General features: G+C 58.9%; 17 protein-coding genes and 1 pseudogene. 3 read left to right on the top strand and 15 right to left on the bottom strand.

Annotated features, from left to right (window positions below):
• Positions 1-88 precede the first annotated feature (88 nt).
• Positions 89-622: an NfeD family protein gene (locus ACA063_RS00700; protein WP_497664407.1), complete on the top strand. Its 534-nt coding sequence runs from the start codon at positions 89-91 to the stop codon at positions 620-622.
• 2 nt (positions 623-624) lie between these two features.
• Positions 625-1383 carry a slipin family protein gene (locus ACA063_RS00695; protein WP_162440859.1) on the top strand — a complete coding sequence of 253 codons (759 nt, stop codon included), beginning with the start codon at positions 625-627 and terminating at the stop codon, positions 1381-1383.
• Positions 1384-1504: 121 nt separating this feature from the next.
• Here the strand turns inward: ACA063_RS00695 and ACA063_RS00690 are convergent, their stop codons facing one another.
• The 8 genes from ACA063_RS00690 to ACA063_RS00655 form a co-directional block, all read right to left on the bottom strand.
• Positions 1505-3970 carry a TonB-dependent siderophore receptor gene (locus tag ACA063_RS00690; RefSeq protein ID WP_497664406.1) on the bottom strand — a complete coding sequence of 822 codons (2466 nt, stop codon included), beginning with the start codon at positions 3968-3970 and terminating at the stop codon, positions 1505-1507.
• 101 nt (positions 3971-4071) lie between these two features.
• Complete coding sequence (locus ACA063_RS00685) at positions 4072-5028, bottom strand: FecR domain-containing protein (RefSeq protein ID WP_497664405.1); 957 nt, start codon at positions 5026-5028, stop codon at positions 4072-4074.
• Positions 5025-5534 (bottom strand): sigma-70 family RNA polymerase sigma factor, encoded by a 510-nt coding sequence (locus ACA063_RS00680; RefSeq protein ID WP_497664404.1) that lies wholly within the window; start codon positions 5532-5534, stop codon positions 5025-5027. Before ACA063_RS00680 ends, ACA063_RS00685 begins: the two co-directional genes overlap by 4 nt.
• A 94-nt stretch (positions 5535-5628) precedes the next feature.
• The gene (locus ACA063_RS00675) at positions 5629-6213 is read right to left on the bottom strand and encodes a hypothetical protein (protein ID WP_497664403.1); all 585 of its coding nucleotides are present in this window, start codon (positions 6211-6213) and stop codon (positions 5629-5631) included.
• Between the two features lie 113 nt (positions 6214-6326).
• Positions 6327-7904 (bottom strand): efflux transporter outer membrane subunit, encoded by a 1578-nt coding sequence (locus tag ACA063_RS00670; protein WP_497664402.1) that lies wholly within the window; start codon positions 7902-7904, stop codon positions 6327-6329.
• Positions 7901-8965, bottom strand: coding sequence for an HlyD family secretion protein (locus tag ACA063_RS00665; protein ID WP_497664401.1), 1065 nt, complete (start codon positions 8963-8965; stop codon positions 7901-7903). The genes ACA063_RS00670 and ACA063_RS00665 overlap by 4 nt, the downstream gene beginning before the upstream one ends.
• A 26-nt stretch (positions 8966-8991) precedes the next feature.
• Entirely contained in the window at positions 8992-10518 is a 1527-nt protein-coding gene (locus ACA063_RS00660) for an MFS transporter (RefSeq protein ID WP_497664400.1), read from the bottom strand.
• A 202-nt stretch (positions 10519-10720) separates the two neighbouring features.
• Entirely contained in the window at positions 10721-11638 is a 918-nt protein-coding gene (locus tag ACA063_RS00655; protein WP_497664399.1) for a LysR family transcriptional regulator, read from the bottom strand.
• 258 nt (positions 11639-11896) lie between these two features.
• Between ACA063_RS00655 and ACA063_RS00650 the strand changes: the two genes are divergently transcribed.
• Positions 11897-12901: an RHS repeat-associated core domain-containing protein gene (locus ACA063_RS00650; RefSeq protein WP_497664398.1), complete on the top strand. Its 1005-nt coding sequence runs from the start codon at positions 11897-11899 to the stop codon at positions 12899-12901.
• Between the two features lie 115 nt (positions 12902-13016).
• Here ACA063_RS00650 and ACA063_RS00645 read toward each other — a convergent pair whose 3' ends face one another.
• The 7 genes and pseudogenes from ACA063_RS00645 to ACA063_RS00615 form a co-directional block, all read right to left on the bottom strand.
• Positions 13017-13883, bottom strand: coding sequence for an ABC transporter permease (locus ACA063_RS00645; protein ID WP_497664397.1), 867 nt, complete (start codon positions 13881-13883; stop codon positions 13017-13019).
• 21 nt (positions 13884-13904) lie between these two features.
• On the bottom strand, positions 13905-14765 hold the full coding sequence (locus ACA063_RS00640; RefSeq protein WP_497664396.1) for an ABC transporter ATP-binding protein: 861 nt from the start codon (positions 14763-14765) through the stop codon (positions 13905-13907).
• A gap of 5 nt (positions 14766-14770) precedes the next feature.
• Positions 14771-15796: an ABC transporter substrate-binding protein gene (locus ACA063_RS00635; protein ID WP_497664395.1), complete on the bottom strand. Its 1026-nt coding sequence runs from the start codon at positions 15794-15796 to the stop codon at positions 14771-14773.
• 16 nt (positions 15797-15812) lie between these two features.
• The gene (locus ACA063_RS00630) at positions 15813-16700 is read right to left on the bottom strand and encodes a TauD/TfdA dioxygenase family protein (RefSeq protein WP_497664394.1); all 888 of its coding nucleotides are present in this window, start codon (positions 16698-16700) and stop codon (positions 15813-15815) included.
• A 315-nt stretch (positions 16701-17015) separates the two neighbouring features.
• Positions 17016-18383 (bottom strand): HlyD family type I secretion periplasmic adaptor subunit, encoded by a 1368-nt coding sequence (locus ACA063_RS00625; protein ID WP_162440961.1) that lies wholly within the window; start codon positions 18381-18383, stop codon positions 17016-17018.
• The gene (locus ACA063_RS00620) at positions 18373-20529 is read right to left on the bottom strand and encodes a type I secretion system permease/ATPase (protein WP_497664393.1); all 2157 of its coding nucleotides are present in this window, start codon (positions 20527-20529) and stop codon (positions 18373-18375) included. The genes ACA063_RS00625 and ACA063_RS00620 overlap by 11 nt, the downstream gene beginning before the upstream one ends.
• Positions 20530-20571: 42 nt before the next feature.
• Positions 20572-20721, bottom strand: a pseudogene (locus ACA063_RS00615) (TolC family outer membrane protein); the annotation flags it as partial.
• Between the last annotated feature and the right edge of the window lie 277 nt (positions 20722-20998).

Here is a 20998-nt window from a genome sequence, read left to right as displayed (position 1 = left end):
CGCAGCCGGCAACTGATCAAAATTCATACAGCTCTCGCCTCGACTAAACTGTATACAGAGCCCCCTGACGACTCTCCCGGAGGGTCACGTGATTACCCGTTGTTGTGCCGTTGCACTGTTGTTGGCCGTGAGCGGATCAGCTTTCGCGGCGGACCCGGTTGTGCTGTTGGTGCCCAACCCGATCGGCGCCTGGTTGATCGTCTTTGGCATCGCGTTTCTGATTGCTGAAGCGGCGTTGCCCAACTACGGCGTGATCGGTCTGGGCGGCATTGTGATGTTCGTGATCGGCGCAGTGATCCTGACCAACACCGATGTGCCCGTGCCGTTAATGATCGGCCTGGGATTGGTCAGTGCGCTGCTGCTGATCTTCCTGCTGATCCACGCCCTGAAAACCCGACCACGCCACAACGTCAGTGGCGATGCCGGGCTGATTGGCAGCGTCACCCCGGTCACTTCATTAAAAGCCGGCAATGCCTTGACCGGATGGGTGCGCCTGCAAGGCGAACAGTGGCAAGTACTCAGCGCCACACCGCTGCAACCGGGGCAACGTGTGCGAGTGGTGGCGCGCAAGGGATTACTGCTGCAAGTCGCCGCGGCTGACGCGGCACCGCCAGGAGAATAGTCATGGGCCTGCAATTGGGTTTTGCCGCGCTGCTGCTGTTGCTGATTGCACTGGCGGGTTCGACCTTTCGCATCCTGCGCGAATACGAACGCGGCGTGGTGTTCCAGCTCGGCCGCTTCTGGCAGGTCAAGGGGCCCGGTCTGATCCTGCTGATCCCGGTGGTCCAGCAGATGGTTCGCGTCGATCTGCGTACCGTGGTGCTCGATGTGCCGCCCCAGGACGTGATCACCCGCGACAACGTGTCGGTCAAGGTCAACGCTGTGCTGTATTTCCGTGTCCTCGATCCACAGAAGGCAATCATTCAGGTCGAGGACTTCCTCATGGCCACCAGCCAATTGGCGCAGACCACGTTGCGCGCGGTGCTGGGTAAACATGAACTGGATGAATTGCTGGCCGAACGCGAACGATTGAACATCGACATCCAGCAAGTGCTCGACGCCCAGACCGACGCCTGGGGCATCAAGGTCGCCAATGTGGAGATCAAGCACGTCGACCTTAACGAATCGATGGTCCGCGCCATCGCCAAGCAAGCCGAAGCCGAGCGGGAACGCCGGGCAAAAGTCATCCATGCCGAAGGCGAATTACAGGCCTCGGAAAAACTCATGCAGGCGGCCGAAATGCTCGGCCGTCAGCCAGGTGCCATGCAGTTGCGCTACATGCAGACGCTGAGTTCGATTGCCGGGGACAAGAGTTCAACCATTGTCTTCCCACTGCCCATCGAATTGCTCAAGGGCATGGCGGATTTGTCGTCGAAACCGTGAAAAAGAAATGCACATTTGTGTCGAGGGAGCTTGCTCCCGCTCGGGCGCGAAACGGTCCCAAAAAAAGGACTGCTGCGCAGCCCAGCGGGAGCAAGCTCCCTCGCCACAGGGTTAGCGCGACTTACCAGTCGTAACTCACGCTCGACACCACCGTTCGCCCATCCCCGTAGTAGCAATCCCATTGGCTGACGCAACTGGCGATGTATTCCTTGTCGGCGAGGTTTTTTACGTTCAGCGCCAGTTTCACGCCTTTAAGTTTGAAGGCCGACATGCCCAGGTCATACGTCAGACTTGCGTCGTACACCGTGTATGAATCGATCTGAAACGCGCCCTCGTAGTCATCGCCATAGCTGCCTCGGGCATAACGTGCGCCAACCCCTGCACCGACGCCTGCCAATAGCGTATCGCCGAGCACCGTGTAATTGACCCAAAGCGCGGCGGTCAGCGGCGGATTGCCCGCAGGATGACGGCCTTTGCGACCGTCGTTGTCCTTGGTGTATTTGATGTCGTTGCGCGATGCCGAGGCGATCACATCCAGCGCTTCAGTGAGCTCTGCCTTGGCTTCAAACTCGACGCCCTTGGAGCGAATGGCACCGCTTTGATTGCTGAACCCGGGGTTGCCGAGGTCGGTGGTCAGGATATTTTCCTGCTCCAGTTCATAAGCGGAAATCTGCACGAAACTGTTCTGCCCTGGCGGTTGGTATTTCACGCCCGCCTCGTACTGTTTGCCCGTAGAAGGATCGAAGGCTTTGCCCTGCACGTTAGTGCCGCTGAGCGGCAGGAACGATTCCGAGTAGCTGATGAAAGGCGCCAGGCCGTTATCGAACAGGTAGACGATGCCACCGCGCCCGGTAAATTTCTCATCCTTGCTACTGGTGTGAGCGCCGCTCAGCGGTTGCTTGTTGTCGGTCTCGGCCCAGTCATAGCGGCCGCCGAGGACGAAAACCCACTGATCGAGCTTGATCTGATCCTGGGCGTACAACCCGGTCTGGGTGATGGTGTTGTCCCAGCGGTAGTTGTTGCCGAAGTTAAGTGGCTGACCGTAGGTCGGTGTGAACAAGTCGATGATCGGCGGGTTGTAGTCGTACAGGCCGTCGAATTTCGAATTGAAGTGGTAGTAATCCAGCCCGACGATCGCCGTGTGGCTGAACGGGCCGGTGTCGAACTCGGCCTGGGCAATGTTATCCACCCCGAAGACTTTGTTGTCCTGTTTCCAGTCCACGCCGTAGCGAGTCTGGTAGCGCTGGTCGTTTTGCCCGGTGATCGGGTTGGTGACGAACCGGTAGCCATGCAGCGGCGCGGTGTAGTGGTCATTGACCCGTGCGTAGCGCGCATTTTGCTTCAGGGTCCAGACGTCATTCAGCCGATGGGAAAACTCGTAGCCGAAGGCGTACTGCTCACGGTGGTAATCGTTGACGTCGGGCTCACCGAGGAACAGGTCGCGGTCGATCTTGCCATTGGGGTTATCGAACAACGTGCCCACGGCAGGAAGCCCCTGCGCTTCGGGAACGCCTTTGTCTTTCTGGTACTGGGCAAACAGCGTCAGGCTAGTGTCTTCACTCGGACGCCAGGTGAAACTGGGGGCAATGAACTGGCGTTTTTCCTCGACATAGTCGATCTCATCGTTGCTGTCGTTGGCCAGCGCGGTCAGGCGGTAGAGAAACTTGCCTTCGTCATCGAGCGGACCACCGAGGTCGATGGCAGCGCTTTTATGGTCGTAGCTGCCGGCCTCGAATTTGATTTGGCGCAAGGCGGTTTCGGTCGGACGCTTACTGACCAGATTCACGATACCGCCGGGCTGATTCTGTCCGTACAACACCGATGCCGGGCCTTTGAGTACCTCGATACGTTCCAGCGAGTAGGGCTCGATTTGCAGCGCACCACCGGTACTGCCGCCGCCATAGGGCAGATGTAATCCATCGAGGTAAAGCGGCGTAGGCGAGAAGCCTCGCGACGTCGGCTCATCGAAAATTTTCACGCGGTCGGAAAAGCCACCACCGGTAATGCCCGGAGTATAGCGCAGGGCTTCGGTCACGCTTTGCGCGCTACGGGAACTGATCTCGGCGGCGGTAACGACATTGATGGTTTGCGGAATTTCCACCAGCGCTGCATCGGTCTTGGTGCCGGTGGCGCTGCGCTTGGCAACGATGCCGTCGACCGGTCCCCAGGCATTTTCAACCGCCTCGGTAGCGCTCACACGCGTGGCGCCCAGTTGCAATGGACCGCTTTGCGCGATGGGCTGCAATGACCAGCCACCTTGGGCGTAGACAGCCTGCAAGCCACTGCCGGCGAGCACCCGTTCAAGCCCTTGGGCCACATCGAAACGCCCCTGTAGTCCGGTGCTGCGCTTGCCCTCGGTGAGTTGCGCATCCACCGACAGCAGGATTCCCGCGTCACTGGCAAAACGATTCAGAACCTGATCGAGGTTGCCGGCGGCGATACTGTACTGGCGCGCCTGACTCACGCTGGCGTCATCGGCCCAGGCCAGGTTCGGCAGCATTGGCGTGGTGGCCAGCAAAGTGGCGAACACGCCGCGGCGCAATACGCCATTGAACGGAAAAAACGTCTGTGTCGGATGACGTGGCATTCCGGAACTCCCCATGAGAATGCTTCTTGATTTGCTTTCAAGAGGTATCCCGGACGGGGCATGAAAACCGACAAGCGCTTCTTAAATTTTTTTTTTGGATATCAGACGCGGCGCTTCACCGTCACCCAATAACGGGTCACTGACTCGACCTGCACGGGCAATGTGCGTTCGAGAGCGGCAAGGACGGTGTCCGTGTTGTCGAGTGGAAAAACCCCGGTCAGCAGCAAGTGCGAGACCGTGTCATCGCAACGAATCCAGCCCGGTCGATAACGCGCCAGCTCGGCCAGGAACCGACCCAGCGGCTGACGCTCGGCCACCAGGCGCCCCTGGCTCCAACTGCTGCCGTTCGGGTTCGCAGGCTTCATCGGGTCGGTGCCATTGGCGCTGAACCATACGCTGTTGCCCGCATTCATCAGCATCGGGGCTGCATGCCGAGGGCTGATGCGCAGCTGGCCTTCATACAGTTCGACAAGCGCGCCGTTGTCCATTTCACGCACAGAGAACCGTGTTCCCAATGCCTGGACATCGCCGCTGGCGGTTTCCACGATCAATGGGCGGACGGGGTCGTTTCCGCTGGTAAGCAGAATTTCGCCCCGGATCAGCTTTATCCGGCGCTCTTGCGCGGTAAAACGCAGATCGATCGCACTGTTGCTGTTGAGATCGAGCCGGGTGCCGTCGCTCAGGGTCATGTGGCGAATCTCGCCGGTGGCAGTGCGGTGTTCGGCAAGGGTTGCGCGCCAGGACACCTGGTTCCGCAGCAGATAGCCGCTGCCACCGGCAACCAGTAGCAGGCCCAGCATCTTCAAGGCTGCGCGGCGCTGCGGATCAGGGCTATCGCGCAGTACGGCCCGTGCACGCCCGGCCGGCACCGCGCCGAAGGTTTCCTGCAACTGCTGCAATCGCTGCCAGGCGCGGCTGTGTTCCGGATGGGCTTGCTGCCAAAGCGTGAAGGCCTGACGCTTTTCTGCATCCAGGTCGCCGCCCCAGTGCAGCATCAACCATTCACTGGCTTGCTCGACGATGGCAGGCTCGATGGGAGCATCGTGGACGCGGTTCATGATTCGTAGACCAGTTGATAGCAGGCCAGGATCGCGCGGGTCATGTACTTCTGCACCGAGCTGACGGTAACCCCGAGCCGTTCGGCAATTTGCGCGTAACTCAGCCCTTCGAATTGCGAGAGCACAAAGGCCTGGCGCACGTTATCCGGCATGCGATCGAGCATCGCATCGATCTGGGTCAGCGTTTCAAGGATCAAGGCCCGGGTTTCCAGCGAGGGTGATTCCGGCTCCGGCAGATGGGCGATGCTCTCCAGGTAAGCGCGCTCGATTCGCAGTCGCCGCCACTGGTCGATCACCAGGTTGCGGGCAATCTGCGCGAGGTAGCTGCGACTTTCCTGCGGACCGGGCAAGCGCCCCGACACCAGCAAGCGCAGGAACGTATCCTGCGCCACATCCGCCGCATGCTCGCGATCTCCCAGGCGTTTACGCAACCAGCCTTGCAACCAGCCATGGTTATCGCGGTAAAGACGATGAATCGAATCGTTGCCGTCAGTTGTTGCGTCCATGGGAGGTCTACGCGCGTGATTGATAGCAATTATCATTACACTTTACGTAGCGACTGGCAAAACGACATTGATCAATGGCTGAGGCGGTGTGCTTTTAGCTTACTGACGATAAGAGTGACAACCTCAAAAAGAAAAAATAGACGTAAGCCGTTAGAGCCCAGACGGAGACGCCCATCACCATCCAAAAACCATTGGCCCAAGTGAGCGTTGCGTTGCTTAACCCCTCAGGATCATTTTCCGCATAATTGATAGCTTCTTGTGCCCGCGAATAACAATAAGCCTGCACTAAAAGAACCAGAAGAATTAGCACAAGTAGCAGATTCACGCTCAGCAGCCATTGCCATAAAACACTTGCCACCGGGAGCAAGAGAAGGACTAGAGCCATACTTCGTGGATACCAGTCAAATTGGCGCTGCGACGCGATAATTCGTTGATTAACTCTGGTGAACAGCGAGTAAACAAAAAACAAACTGAAAAAGGTGCGTATCAGCGGTAAAACAAAATGGCCAGCGGCTCGCTGCAGCTTCCAGTTTTTATAAACCCAATAAGTGAAATAAAAACCGGCACCCAGGAAGAACATCAGCAAAAATTTGCGTTTGGCTACGACAAAAAAAGCAGGTGAGCCTGACGCATCGTTTTTCAGGTTTGCGATAGGAGTGGCGTACGGATCATCGGTCATGTGAGCGTTGTCATCGTAAGAAATTTGGCCTGAGATGCTAAACGCTCGAACGTACTGACAATGCCCACACAAAAAAATCAAGACACGTCCTACGTCTACTCACCTCATTTCACTCAACGCTGCGTCGCCAGCGGATACACCGACTCCCATCCCCCGCCCAGCGCTTTGTACAAACCGACCATCGCCAATGAAACGCCAGTCGAGCTCTCTACCCACTGTTCCTGCGTCGCCAACAATGCGCCTTGCACGGTGAGGACGTTGACGAAATCGACGACGCCTTCCACGTATTGATGTTGTGCGGTACTGAGTGCGATCTGGTTCTGGCGCACGGCTTCGGCGAGGCTGTCCCGGCGCCGTTGGCTGGCGTTGAAATCGCTCAGTTGGTCGTCGATTTCGTGCCAGGCGCGCAACACGGTTTGTTGGTACGCGATGGCGGCTTCCTGTTGCTGGGCTTCGCGCAGGTTCAGCACGCCACGCAAGCGTCCGCCGTCGAACAGCGGCAGGCTGAATTGCGGGCCGATGCCAAAGGCACGTGAGCCCCAGGAACCTAAATCGCTGAGCTGCATGGCTTGGGAGCCAATGTTGCCGGACAAGGTGATCCGTGGATAAAAATCCCCCTTGGCCACGCCGATGTTCGCGGTGGCGGCATGCAGGCGCGCTTCGGCCTGACGGATGTCAGGGCGACGCTCGGCCAGTTGCGAGGGCAGGCCAATAGCAATTTGAGGCGGGGTTTGCGGCACCGGCGCATCGGTGGATAACTCAACGGACAGCGCGTGCGGCGGTTCGCCCATCAACAAGCTGAGCGCGTTGATCAGCTGCGACTGGCGCTGCTCAAGCGCCGGCAGACGGGATTCGATGGCCGCAACTTGCGCGGCGGCTTCAGCGACATCCAGGTCCGTGGCAACACCGTCGGCAAGGCGCAACTGTGAAAGCTTCAGACTGTGGCGAGCGACATCGAGGTTCTGCTCGGTGACTGCTCGAGTGCTTTGCACGCCACGCAGTTGGATGTAGTCCTGCGCGGTTTCGGCAAGGACCGACAGGAGTACGCCGCGACGGTCGTTTTCGGCGACTTCGAGCGTGGCGTCGGCGGCTTCGGTCTCGCGGCGTACACGTCCCCAGAAATCCAGTTCCCAGGACGCGGAGAAACCGGCATTCCACAGGTTGAACGCCGAGTCGCCATTATTTCCTGACGGGTCACTGAGGCCTTTCGCGCTATTGCGTTCGCGCCCGTAACTGCCCGTGGCGGCAGTGTTCGGATAGCGCTCGGCGGTGACCACCTGACGCGCCGCGCGGCTTTGCTGCAAACGGCTGCTGGCGAGTTTGAGGTCGAGGTTATCGGTCAGGGCGCGCTGGGTCAGGGCCGAAAGTTTGGGGTCGTGGAAGACGTCCCACCAGCGTTCGTCCATGGGTTCAGCAATGGCTTGGCTGGCGGCGGTTTTCTGTGGTACTGACCATTCGGCGATCTGTTGTGGCTGTGGTTTCTGGAAATCCGGGCCAACAGTGCAGGCGCTCAACGACGACAAGCTCAGCACAAATGCGATTGAGCGAACGCAGACCTTGTGGCGAGGGAGCTTGCTCCCGCTGGGTCGCGCAGCGGCCCCAAGATTGGCGAGCGCTGCGCACTCGAGCGGGACGGTGCGACGATTCGACAAGCTCCCTCGCCACAGGGGCAAGTGGTGGCTGTTGTTCATCGCTGCGCTACCTCATGCTTGTCGGTACCGGCAGTATCAATACTCGCCTCCACCGACATCCCCACCCGCAGCCGCTCGGCCAATGGCTGACCCGGATCGAGCACGATTTTCACCGGAATCCGCTGCACAACCTTGGTGAAATTCCCGGTCGCGTTATCCGGTTTGATCGACGCAAAGGTCACGCCCGTAGCCGGCGCGATGCTCTCGACACGCCCCTTCAGGGCCTGACCATCGAGGCTGTCGACGAGTACCTGCACGCTCTGCCCCGCTTGCACGTCAGCCAATTGGGTTTCCTGGAAATTGGCCACCACATACGCCTGCTCCAGCGGCACCACCGCCAACATCTTGCTGCCCGGCGTGACGTACGCACCGACCCGCACCGCACGCTCGCCGACCATGCCGTCCTGAGGTGCGACGATGCGTGTGTAAGACAGCTCGTAGCTGGCCATTTCCAACGCCGCTTGCGCACGTTTAAGCCCGCCGTCAGCCGCGTCACGCTGGGCGGTGAGGATATCGACTTGCTTACGTTCCGCCGCCAATACCGCAGTCGCATTAGCCAACCGCGCGGTGGCCTGATCGATGCGGGTCCGGGCTTGCTGAGCGTTCTGCACCGTACCCGCGCCGACACCGGCGAGGTGGTTGTAGCGGTTCAATTCATGATCGGCGAAAGCCATTTCGGCCTTGGCAGAGACGACAGTCGCTTGTGCCTGAGCGATTACTGACGCCTGACGCTCCAGCGTCGCTCGGGCGTTTTGCAACTGAGCCCGGGCGACCAGTGTTTCGGCATCGGCGGCTTGCGCCGCGGCGCGCAAATCCCGGTCATCGATCAGCGCCAGCAATTGCCCGGCCTTGACCTGCTGATTGTCTTCCACCAGCACTTCCTTGATGAACCCGGCAACGCGAGGCACCACGAGGGTGAAGTCTGCCGAGACAAAGGCGTCATTGGTGCTCTGCTGCGTGCGCTTGCCGAAAAGACCGGGCACCAACACGCAGATCAACACGCCAACGGCGACCACCCCGGCGACGCCGATGGCCACTTTTTTTCTGGATTGAGTTGTCATAAAAACCTTCTGTTTCAGTGGAGCATTCAGATCGGCGCACGGGGCGGATAAACCCGCGTCGGCAGCCAGAAAATCAACAGGATCAGCGCGAGTGCGATGCCGGCCATGCACAGGTAAAGATCCGATGCGGTCAGCACTACGGCCTGTTCGTGCAGCCTGTGAGCAAGCCCGGCGCTATCGCCGTCCACCCACGGGGAGTTACCGAGGCGATCGACCAACATCGTCGAGTGAAAATGCAGCCGTGCGGTGGTCAGCGCCTCGATCACTCCGGTAGCGATCACTGCAGACAGGCCTTTCACGGTGTTGAACCAGGCCGAAGCGTAGGGCCCCTCCATCGGACTGATGCTGCCAGTGGCAAGCATCAATAGCGGCAACACCGCCATGGGCTGGCCGAAGATCTGCAGCAGCTGCAGCACGTAGAAATCATCGCGAATCCACGCCGAGGTCAGCTGCGAACCGCCGAAGCAGGAGAGTGCAAGCATGCTCAGCCCGATGCCCTGTACCCAGCGGCAATCAACCCAACGCAGGTTGCACAGCGCCGCCACCAATGGCAGTGCAATCAACTGCGGTAGCGCCGCCAGCAGCGTGATCGGCGCGGTCTGCACCGGACGGTATCCCTGCACTTGCGCCAGATAACTTGAGGGAATGATGATCACGGCCAGCAACACCACCAGCACGCCGGCAAGGGTCAACAAGGCGAACGACAGGTTGCGGATACCGAGCATCTGCATCTTGAAAAAAGGGATCGGCTGCGACCATTCGTTGATCAAAAACAGCACCAGCAGCAGTGAACCGCCACCGAGCAATGCGCAGATCAGGCTCGACTCGAACCAGTCCAGCCGATTGCCTTGCAAGATCGCGATCACCAGCATGCAGATCGCGGGGAAACCCAAAAGCAAGCCGCGCCAGTTGAACTGTTTGAAACGCTCCAGGCGCAGCGGGTCCTGGGGCAAACCGTAAGCCACCGCGACCATTGCCAGTAAACACGGCACGATGATTTGCCAGAACGTCCATTGCCAGCCCACATATTCGGTCCATAGCCCGGCCAGCGGTGTGCCGAGGCCTGGGCCGAACGTTGCCGTCAGGGCATAACCCGCCAGTCCGTAGAGCTTCACATTGGCCGGTAAAAAACGCAGTGCGACCGTCATCAACATCGGCGGCAGTGCGCCCCCCGCCAGGCCCTGCAACGTGCGCATGACCAGCAGGCTTTCGTAGTTCGGGGCGAATGGGCAGAGCACGCCTAACAGCGTGAAAACGCTGATGGCGCAGAGGGTGAACCGCCGCAGGGAGAATGTCACCGAACACCAGGGGGCGAACGCCATGGCCGCCACCGAGGTCGCGGTGTAACTGGCGACCAGCCAGGTGCCTTCGTCGTAGCCGATGGCCAATGCGCCACGGATGTCGGCCAGGGCCACTTTGGTGACCATCTCGTTGAGGCCTGACACCAGCACCGCAATCAGCACGCCTACAAGGCCAATGATGATCCGCGGACCGAATACCGGCGGCGAGGCAGCGGCCGTGGCAAGCGGTGCCGAGACCGTGAGGGAAGTCATGTACTGCAGGCTCCGGGATTGAATACCGGGGCATTTTAAGAAGTGTGGGTGCTGACGAAAATCAACTTATCGGCAGGTTATAAGTGTGCTGCACGCAACTATCAGATCAAAAGATCGCAGCCTTCGGCAGCTCCTACAGGTGTACGCAAAATGGTCTGACCCCAAAATGTAGGAGCTGCCGAAGGCTGCGATCTTTTGATCTTCAAGGTTGCGCAGCCAGCCACGTTTCGTCGCAGCAGGACTTCAAGGTTTCGCGCATCCAGCGATGCGCCGGGTCCTTGTCAAATCGCGGGTGCCAGGCCTGGGTCAGCATGATGGTCGGCAACGGGATCGGCAGGGTGAACGAACGAAGCTTCAGGCCCAGGCGCCGGACACTCAACAGCGCCTCTTTGGGCACCGGCAGGATCAGATCCGAATCGGGCAACGCAAACATTGCTGCATGGAAACTCGGCGCAATCACCGCCACCCGCCGCTCCAGCCCCAAGGCGTTTAGTGCCGAATCGATAGGACCGCGAGCAATACCGCGACGAGACATGCTGATATGGGAAAACCCCGCGTAACGCTCCGCGGTAATTTCGTCATCGAACAGCGGATGATCCTCGCGCACCAACCCGACAAAGTGAGTGGCGAAGAGGTTCTGCACCTTCACCTCTGGCATCACCGGACGGTTGTTGCTGACGCTCAAGTCGATGCGCCCTTCGCGCAAGGCTTCGTCGTCCCCATCGCCCTCGGGAACAAAGCGCAATTCACAATGCGGGGCCTGACGCTCCATGGTGTCAAACAGCTTGCCGCCATAGACACCCACGAAAAAGTCGTTGGCCCGGATGCTGAAACGCCGGCGCAAGCTGCCCAGATCCACGTCATCGGCGGAACGAAACAGCAACGACGCCTGTTCCACGACATCGCGCACCTGCTCACGCAACGCCAGCGCCTTGGGTGTGGGCACCAGGCCGCGACCGGCACGCACCAGAATCGGATCGCCGATCGCTTCACGAATACGGGTCAAGGTCCGGCTCATCGCCGCCGGGCTCAAATTCATCCGCCGCGCAGCACCCACCACACTGCCCTCGTCGAGCAGGGCGTCGAGGGCGATTAGTAGATTCATGTCCGGGAGTTGCATGCTGAGCACTCTTGGCTGATCAGGATTGATTCTGATGCAATGTTACCAGCGTATCCTCCTGTAGCAGCAAAGCTTGCTCGCGATGAACGATTACGCGGTTCATTCAGGTGCCGTCTCGCCCCATCGCGAGTAAGCATTGTTCCTGGGTGATCAGGGTTCGGTGCTACACGACTATCAGTTCTGCTAGTTCTCAATTTCGTCTCTGGCGAGTAAAACAAAGGACGGATTGACCTTACCTACTCACTTGGAAGCTTCTCCATGCCCCCGACAAATGTTGGTGATCAAAAGAAGTCTCAACGAACCGTCCTGCTGGCGACCGATAACAAAAATTCGGTGCTTGCCGAAGTAGTCTTTGGTCAAAAACCCAATCAAATGGCCTACTCCGCCTACGGGTGTCAGTCTGCGGAACAGGACGTCAGGACACGGCTTGGCTTTAACGGCGAACTGCGCGAAGCACAGACCAGTTGGTACTTGCTGGGTAACGGCTACCGCGCCTACAACACACGATTGATGCGCTTTCATAGCCCGGACAGCTGGAGCCCGTTCGGGGCGGGCGGGCTGAATCCTTATATGTATTGCGCTGGGGATCCGGTGAATCGGTCAGACCCTACGGGGCACCGCCCCGGTTTCTTTGACTTAATTTTCGGAGTGAAGCGATTTCTTTCTGGAGACCGCGGATTTGTTGCCTCAGGGGGAGGAAGCGGACGGGCCAAGGCTGGTGGAGGGATCTTAGTCAACATACAAACAGCTAAACAGTTCAAGCAGACTTTCTGGGATAGGACGAGCAGCCACCTTCCAGTGGAGCGTTCTTTTGAAGTCCCAGCTCTAACAGGGCCCGGTGCATTTTTCTCTGACTTCTCCAAGGTTGGTGGATTCAGTTCGAGATCAGGCTCAGATTCAGGTTCATCAAGCACACGTTCTTCGACTCGGCGAATAATAGGGAGCAACTCAACGCCACCTTACGGCCCGCCACCTCCTAACAATGAAACAATGGCCCTCTCGAATGCAGACACTTTTGCAAGTTCGCAACCCCCCTCATACGTTACGGTTAACCGAATGAGCTTCAATCCTCCGAACGATGTGGTACAACCACGATTTCATGTAAACAGACCTCCTCCTGTGAACACACGCCAAGTAGCGGCAGCCTTACCACCGGCACCAGCCGTGTTACCACACGGAATAGCAGCTGGGGGATTTGGGTTTGTCCCCCGGTCACGTGGAGCGACTTTGTCAGACGTTTCGAGAGTGCGGCAGAGTAATTAATAATTCTTACAAGGCGGGCGAAGCGAATTCTGGGTAACGCCGTTCTTGTTTTTTGCGGTTTGCTTGATGATCCTTTACTCAATCCTAGAGCCGCCCCGCGCTAGGATTACTCATTTCACCGCTGCATCCCCCACCGCTTCACCGTCACCCGCTCCAGCGTATCGAACACCAGATTCTCCACCAGCAATCCAATCAGGATCACCACCGCCAGCCCGGCAAACACCTTGTCGGTGTACAGCTCGTTGCGGTTCTGAAAGATGTACCAGCCCAACCCACCCTTGCCGCTGGTTGCGCCAAACACCAGTTCAGCGGCGATCAATGTGCGCCAGGCGAAAGCCCAGCCGATTTTCAGGCCGGCAAGGATCGAGGGCAGCGCGGCGGGGATGAGGATGAACAGCACGAAGCGCATGCCCTTGAGGCCGTAGTTGCGGCCGGCCATGCGCAGGGTTTCCGAGACGCCGAGAAAACCGGCGTAGGTGTTCAGCGCCAGGGCCCACAACACCGAATGCACCAGCACAAAAATCAGGCTGTTCTGTCCCAGGCCGAACCACAGCAGCGCCAACGGCAGCAGCGCAATCGCTGGCAGCGGGTTGAACATCGACGTCAGCGTGCTCAGCAGATCGCGACCAAACTGGGTCGACACCGCCAACGTGGTCAGGGCGAACGCCAGGACGATGCCGATCAGGTAACCCTTGAGCAAAACGACCAGGGAAATCCACACCTTGCCCAGCAACTCGCCGCTGAGCAGGCCGTCATACAGTGCCCGGGCGGTTTGCAGAAAACTCGGCAGCAGCAGGTCGTTGTTCGTGTATCGGGCGGCCACTTCCCACAGCACCGCCAGCAATATCAGGATCAGGCTTTTGCGCAGCCACCCCTGTTGCCAAAGACGCTGCCGCAAAGGCAGTTCGCGCTCCACTGGCACGCTCAACAGGGGCTGCAGGTCTGTTTCAAACTCTTCGCGCGGGGATGATAAAAGGCTCATCGGGCACTCCTCTCAATAGGCTCAATAAGCGATGCGGATGTCGGAAAAATCCAGCTCGCGCTCGGTTTCCGCTGACTGGCCTTCGTCGAACAACAGCCGATGAATCCGTCGTGCCGATTCCTGAAACGCCACACCCCCAAGGCTGTGCAAATCGTATTGGTGGCTGTGGACTTCCGCCCGTACGCGGCCCGGATGCGGTGACAGCAGCAGGATCCGATTGCCGACCACCAGCGCTTCTTCGATGGAGTGAGTGACGAACAGCAGCGTGAATCGCACTTCTTCCCACAGCAGCAGCAGTTCTTCCTGCATCTTGCGTCGGGTCAGGGCGTCGAGCGCGGCGAAAGGTTCATCCATCAGGAGGATTTTCGGCTGCATCGCCAACGCCCGCGCGATGGCCACCCGTGCCTTCATGCCGCCGGACAAGGTGTGCGGATAGGCATCGGCAAACGCCGCCAGACCGACCTTGTCCAGGTAATGCAACGCGCGCTCCTCAGCCTCTTTACGCTTGAGGGTCTTTGAGGCGAGCAGCGGGAACATCACGTTCTGTTTGACGGTTTTCCACGGTGGCAGTTGATCGAATTCCTGGAACACCACAATCCGGTCCGGGCCCGGTGCATGGACGTTTTGCCCTTGCAGCCGAATTTCGCCCTCACAGGGTTGAATGAACCCGGCAACGGCTTTCAGCAGCGTGGACTTACCGCAGCCCGACGGACCGAGCAGTACAAAGCGGTCCGCCGGATCGATCTCGAAACTGACTTGATGCGTCGCCCGGACCACACGCTGGGGCGTGCGGTACTCGAGGCTGACCTTGTCGACCGACAGCAGCGCCTGGGCTGTTGCGTTCGGTTTGCTGACCGTGTGGCCTTGCAAAGGGGCGTTCATGTCGATCAGCTCCCCTGCAAAGGTTTGGCGTCCTGGAAGAAGTAGTCCTTCCACGAATCCGGTTTGTTCTTGATCGCGCCGACTCGGTAGAGGAACTCCGCGAGCGGGTAGGTATTTTTCGGCGTGACGCTGAATTCAAACTGCGGGTTATCAATGATCTTCAGCAATTCAGCGCGGTCGATTTTCGCCTTGGTCACGCGGATGTAAGTATCGGCCGCAGCCCCTTTATCGTTCTGGGCAAACTGCGCCGCTTCGGTCAGGGCTTCAACGAATGCCTTGTAGGTTTTCGGGTTCTCGTTGCGGAATTTCTCGGTGGCAAACAGCACGGTCGGCGAGTTCGGACCGAGCAGGTCATAGGTGTTCAGCACCACATGCACATTGGGGTTTTGCAGGGCCTGATCCTGGAACGGCGGATTGGAGAAATGGCCAGTCAATTCAGTGCCGCCGGCGATCAACGCAGCCGTCGCATCAGGGTGCGGCAGTGCGACGGTGTACTTGTCGAGGCGATTGAATTCCTTGTCACCCCATTGCTTGGCCGCCGCGTATTGCAGGAAGCGCGACTGCACAGAGACGCCGACCGCGGGCACCGCAATACGGTCCTTTTCGGTAAAGTCAGCGATGGTTTTCACCTTGGGATTATTGCTCACCAGGTAGTAAGGGAAGTTGCCGAGGGAGGCGACAGCCTTGACGTTCTGCTTACCGTGGGTGCGATCCCAAATGGTCAGCAGCGGACCGACGCCGGCGCCAGCAATGTCGATGGAACCGGACAGCAGCGCATCGTTGACGGCCGCGCCACCAGACAGTTGAGTCCAGTCGACCTTGATGTCGAGGCCTTCCTGCTTGCCGTACTTCTCGATCAGGTTCTGATCACGCACCACGTTGAGCAGCAGGTAAACAATGCCGAACTGTTCGGCGATGCGGATTTCCCCTTCGGCCCGGGCAACACTGGGAGCCACCAGGCTACCGGCGATCAAGCTGAAACCCAGGCCGATGGCGGCGGCCAGGGGTGCAAATGGAAGACGTTTGGACATGGTGTTCTCCGGCAAATCAGAAAGGCGCATCGCCCTGGATGGTCGTGCGATACAGCTTGCGGCGCAGATGGCTTGGGCATCCGGCGGCGAGGTGGATCAGCGAGCGGTTGTCCCAGAACACCAGGTCGTGGGGCTGCCATTGATGGCGATAGATGTTTTGCGCGAGCACGCTTTGGGCGTAGAGCTCATCGAGCAATTGCTTGCTCTCGTCTTCCGGCAGACCGACGATTCGCGTGGTGAACCCTTCGCTGACAAACAACGCCTTGCGACCGTTTTCCGGGTGCGTGCGGACGATGGGGTGAACCACTTCGGCGACTTGAGCGAGCTGCTCCGGCGTCAGGGTCGGACGCCAGTTGCCTTCGAATTTTGTCTCGCTGTAGCGCGCTGTATACGAGTGCGCGGCGGAGCGTCCTTTCACCGCTTTACGCAATGCATCCGGCAGGCTGTCCCAGGCTTTGTGCATGTCGGCAAACAGCGTGTCGCCGCCTTCGGACGGCAGCTCCTGGGCGTGCAGCATCGAGCCCAGGCTCGGGAGTTCTTTATAGGACAGGTCGGAATGCCAGAATTTGCCGGCATCACCGAGGCCGATGGATTGGCCGTTCTCGATGATGTTGGAGACGATGAGAATTTCCGGGTGCCCGGCCAGCAGGAACTGCTTGAGCACGTGGATCTGCAGCACGCCGAAGCGGCGGCTGAAGTCGATTTGCTGTTCCGGAGTGATGCGTTGGTCGCGGAATACCACGACGTGATGATCCAGATGCGCGCGGTGAATGCGGGCAAAATCCTGATCATTGATGGGGCGGGCCAGGTCCAGGCCGATGATTTCGGCACCGACAGCACCCGTGAACGGGCGAATGTCGAAGGTTTGTGGCGCGATGCTGTTAGAAGCGGAGACGGCTGACATAGAAAATCACTCCCACGCACGGCACGCTCAAGAGCGCGCGCGTCGATCAAGAAACTCACGGAGGTCCCGTGTTGGTTCGTGTCGTGCGGCGCGCCGATTGGTCGGCAGGTACGCAGGGGAGTGACTTTATAGGTATAAGAATTGGAATTTAAATACCGTTAGCGAATAACGATATGGCGTTTTTGATGAGGGGGGTTTTGAGGCCGCCATCGCGAGCAGGCTCGCTCCTACAGGGTTTATGTGATCAACACAGAGTCCCTGTAGGAGCGAGCCTGCTCGCGATGAGGCCATCAGCACCGACTGAGTGACCGAGCATTACCGTTCGTGCAAAGCCTCAGCCCGCGCCCGGATAATCGGCTTCAGCAAATAGCTGAGAACCGTCTTCTTGCCGGTAATGATATCCACCGACGCCACCATCCCCGGAATGATCAGCAACGGTTTCTCATCCGTCCCCAAATGGCTGCGATCGGTACGCAGCTTGATGACGTAGTAGGTGGTTTTCTTGTCTTCATCGGTGATGGTATCCGCACCGATTTGCTCGAGTTTGGCCTTCAGCCCGCCATAGATGGTGTAGTCATACGCGGTAAATTTCACCGTCGCCTCTTGTCCCGGATGCAGGAATGCGATGTCTTGCGGACGAATCTTCGCTTCTACCAGCAAGGTGTCGTCCAGAGGAACGATTTCGACCAGATCACTGCCCGGCTGGATCACGCCACCAATGGTGTTCACCAGCAACTTGTTGACGATGCCACGCACGGGCGATGTCACCAGGGTCCGGCTGACACGGTCAGACAGTGCGCTGCCGGTGGCCTGGGCCTTGTTCAGGTCGGTGCGTGCTTCATTGAGCTGAGTCAGCGCTTCACTGCGGAATTTGCCACGGGTTTCGTCGATCTTGCGCGCCACTTCCTTGATCGCCGATTCTGCCCGCGGGATCGCCAGGGTGGTGGCGTCGAGCTGCCCACGGGTTTCAACTTCGGCGCGCTTGAGGCGCAACACTTCGACTGGCGATACCGCGCCCTGAGCCACCAACGGCTCGGACATATTGATCTCCTGGCGCTGCAAGGCCAGGCCGTTGCGGTACTGGGACTGCTTGGAGGTGAACTCGCGCAATTCCTGCTGACGCTGGATCAACTGCTCCTGCAACCCACCGATTTCATCACGCAACTGCTGACGACGGCTGATGTACAGCGACTCTTCGCTGGCGGCCTGGCCAGGAACGGCCTTCAGCACGTCAGCGGGGAAATTCAGCGGACGGTCGTCCACTTCGGCACTCAGGCGCTCCACTCGCAACAACATCGACAGCCGATCGGCTTCGGTCTCGCCTACGTTGGATGCGAATCGGGTGTCGTCCAGGCGAATCAGCGGCGCACCCGCCTCAACGATCTGCCCTTCCGAGACGAACAGCTCAGAGACGATACCGCCTTCGAGGTTCTGGATTTTCTGGATCTTCGACGATGGGATCGCCTTGCCGTCGCCCTTGGTGACTTCGTCGATCACCGCAAAGTTGGCCCACAGCATCAGGAACAAAAAGAAGCCGATGATTGCCCAGATCGTCAGCCGCACCACCCGTGGCGCGTCTTCAATGAGGGCTTTATTGACCTCGGGAAGTGGCTGGCCATGCAGTGAATCGGTGCCCTTGAAATAACGGCGAATGGAACCCTTGACCCCGGACTTAAGCAACACTGATCTGCCCCTTTTTCAATGCTTCCATCACCACAGCTTTCGGGCCATCGGCGAGTATCTGTCCACGGTCGATGACGATCAGGCGATCGACCAGCGACAACAGCGACGCACGGTGCGTCACCAGTACTACGGTCTTGTTTTCAATCACTGCGGCGAGGCGTTGCTTGAGGCGTTCTTCACCGGTGTTATCCATGGCGCTGGTCGGTTCGTCGAGCAGCAGGATCGGCGGGTTGAGCAAGAGTGCACGGGCCAGCGCGACGTTCTGGCGCTGACCGCCGGACAGGTTCTGCCCACGCTCGCCCACCTGAAGCTCGTAGCCTTGCGGGTGCAGACGGGCGAATTCGTGCACGCCGGCCAGTTCAGCGGCTTGCAAAACCATTTCGTCTTCGACGTAACGCGCACCCGAGACCAGGTTGTCGCGCAGGCTGCCGGCGAGCAACTGGATGTCCTGAGGCACGTAGCCGATGTTGTGTCGCAGTTCGCTGACGTCTATCTGACGAATGTCGACGCCATCCACCAACAACGCGCCTTCGTCCGGCTGATAAAGGCCCACGACCAGTTTGGCGAGCGAACTTTTACCCGAGCCACTGCGACCGATGATGCCGATTTTTTCGCCGGGCTTGATGATCAGGTTGATGTTTTTGAGCGCCGGATTCTGCTGATCCGGGTAGGTGAAGTTCATCTGACGGCATTCGATGCCACCTTGCAGAACCTTGCGGCTCAGAGGGCGCTCTTCAAAATTGCGCTCCTGCGGCAACTCCATCATCTGGTCGACCGAGGTCATGGTGACCCGGGCTTGCTGATAGCGGGTCAGTAGACCGGACAACGACGCCAGCGGGCTGAGTGCGCGACCACTGAGCATGTAACAGGCGATCAGGCCGCCCATGCTCAGGTTACCGGCGATGATCTGGTACACGCCGAACACAATCATGATCACGCCGGCCAATTGCTGAATCAGCAAGGTGATGTTCATGGCCAGGCCAGACAGCATTTTTACCCGCAACTCGAGGCGGCTGAGGGTGCCGATGGTCTGCTCCCACTGATACTGGCGCTCGCTCTCGGCGTTGTTGACCTTCACCGCGTCGAGGCCGGCCAGTGTTTCGATCAGACTCGACTGACGCTCGGCGCCCAGGGCCATGGTGCGTTCCATGGTGGCCACCAGCGGCTTCTGCAACGCGTAGCCAATCAACAAGGCAATCGGAAACGCCAACACCGGAATCCATACCAGATGCCCGCCGAGGATCGCGATGACCAGGAAGATCAGGAGCGTAAACGGCAAGTCGATCAGGCTGGTGAGAGTCAGCGACGCGAGGAAATCGCGCAGGCTCTGAAACTCATGGATGTTCTGGGCAAAGCTGCCGACCCGGGCCGGGCGGTACTTCATCGACATGCCGACGATGCGCTCGAACAGCGTCGCCGAAATGATCAGGTCGGTTTTCTTGCCGGCCAGGTCCAGGCACAGACTGCGCAGGCTTTTGAGGATCAGGTCGAAAAAATAAGCGCCGGTGATACCGATGGCCAAGACCCACAAGGTCGATTCGGCCTGGTTGGGCACCACGCGGTCATAGACGTTCATCACGAACAATGGCGCGGCCATGGCGATGATGTTGATCAGGAAACTGGCAGCGATGGCGTCGGCATACAGCCAGCGCGAGCGCTTGAGGGTGTCACGGAACCACGACCGTGCGCGCGGGATCAGCGTGCCGTGATTGACGTCGAATTTATGCTGAGGCTGGGCGAAGAAGACTTTGCCGATGTAGTCGTCGGCCAGCAACTCGCGACTGACGAGGCTTTCGCCGCCGTCACTTTCACTGAGCAGCAGACGGGCCTGGTCTTCACCTTGCCAGCCAAGCAGCACCGCACTGCGACCATCCTTGAGCAGCAGTAACGCCGGCATCGCAATTTCTGGAATCTGCTCCAGTTTGCGCACCAGCACCCGCCCTTGCAGACCGGCGCGAGCGGCTGCACGTGGCAGCAACTCGACGCTCAGCCGCTGCTTGGGCAACGGCAGACCGGTGGTCAACATCGCGGCACTGGCAGGCTTTTGATGTAGCGTGCAAAGGGCTAGCAGACCGTCCAGCAACGGATCGTCATGCAACGCGCGTGGATCATGGATGAGATGAACTCGACTGACTTCTGATTCCACGCTCGGCACTCTTGGCTGACGATTGAACAATTAAGGTTCTGCTCAATTCATGCCGGGCAGTTGGACCTTTGGCTTCACGTCGTTCTGCACGACGGATGCCAACGGTGCGACCACTCCCTGGCTCTTGAGCAACTCGCCCATGGTCGCCTTGATTCGGTATTGAGTAAATAACTGAATGTTTCTGATCCACGCAGATCACGGTTTGTTGACGCGTTGCTGCGAGACACGCCGCGTACCCGTCGAAAACATCGTTTAGCGCACATGAACGACATGCGCCGCGACTGAAAATCTGCGTGCAATGGTCAACGTCCATCCCCGATCAAAATGATGCGAAACGTGCGACCGAGGGAAATGCCCGGGAACGGATCCACGCAAATGCGCAGTTTGAATATTTGGCATTTTGTTGTCCTGAATCACTGCAAAACCTGCAGCCACAGCTATTCCCGAGAAGACAAACGACCGTTTGTCG

The sequence above is a fragment of the Pseudomonas sp. LBUM1643 genome (genome assembly GCF_059716215.1).
Note: the sequence above shows the minus strand (reverse complement) of the source record. Positions and strands in the feature narration are given on the sequence as shown.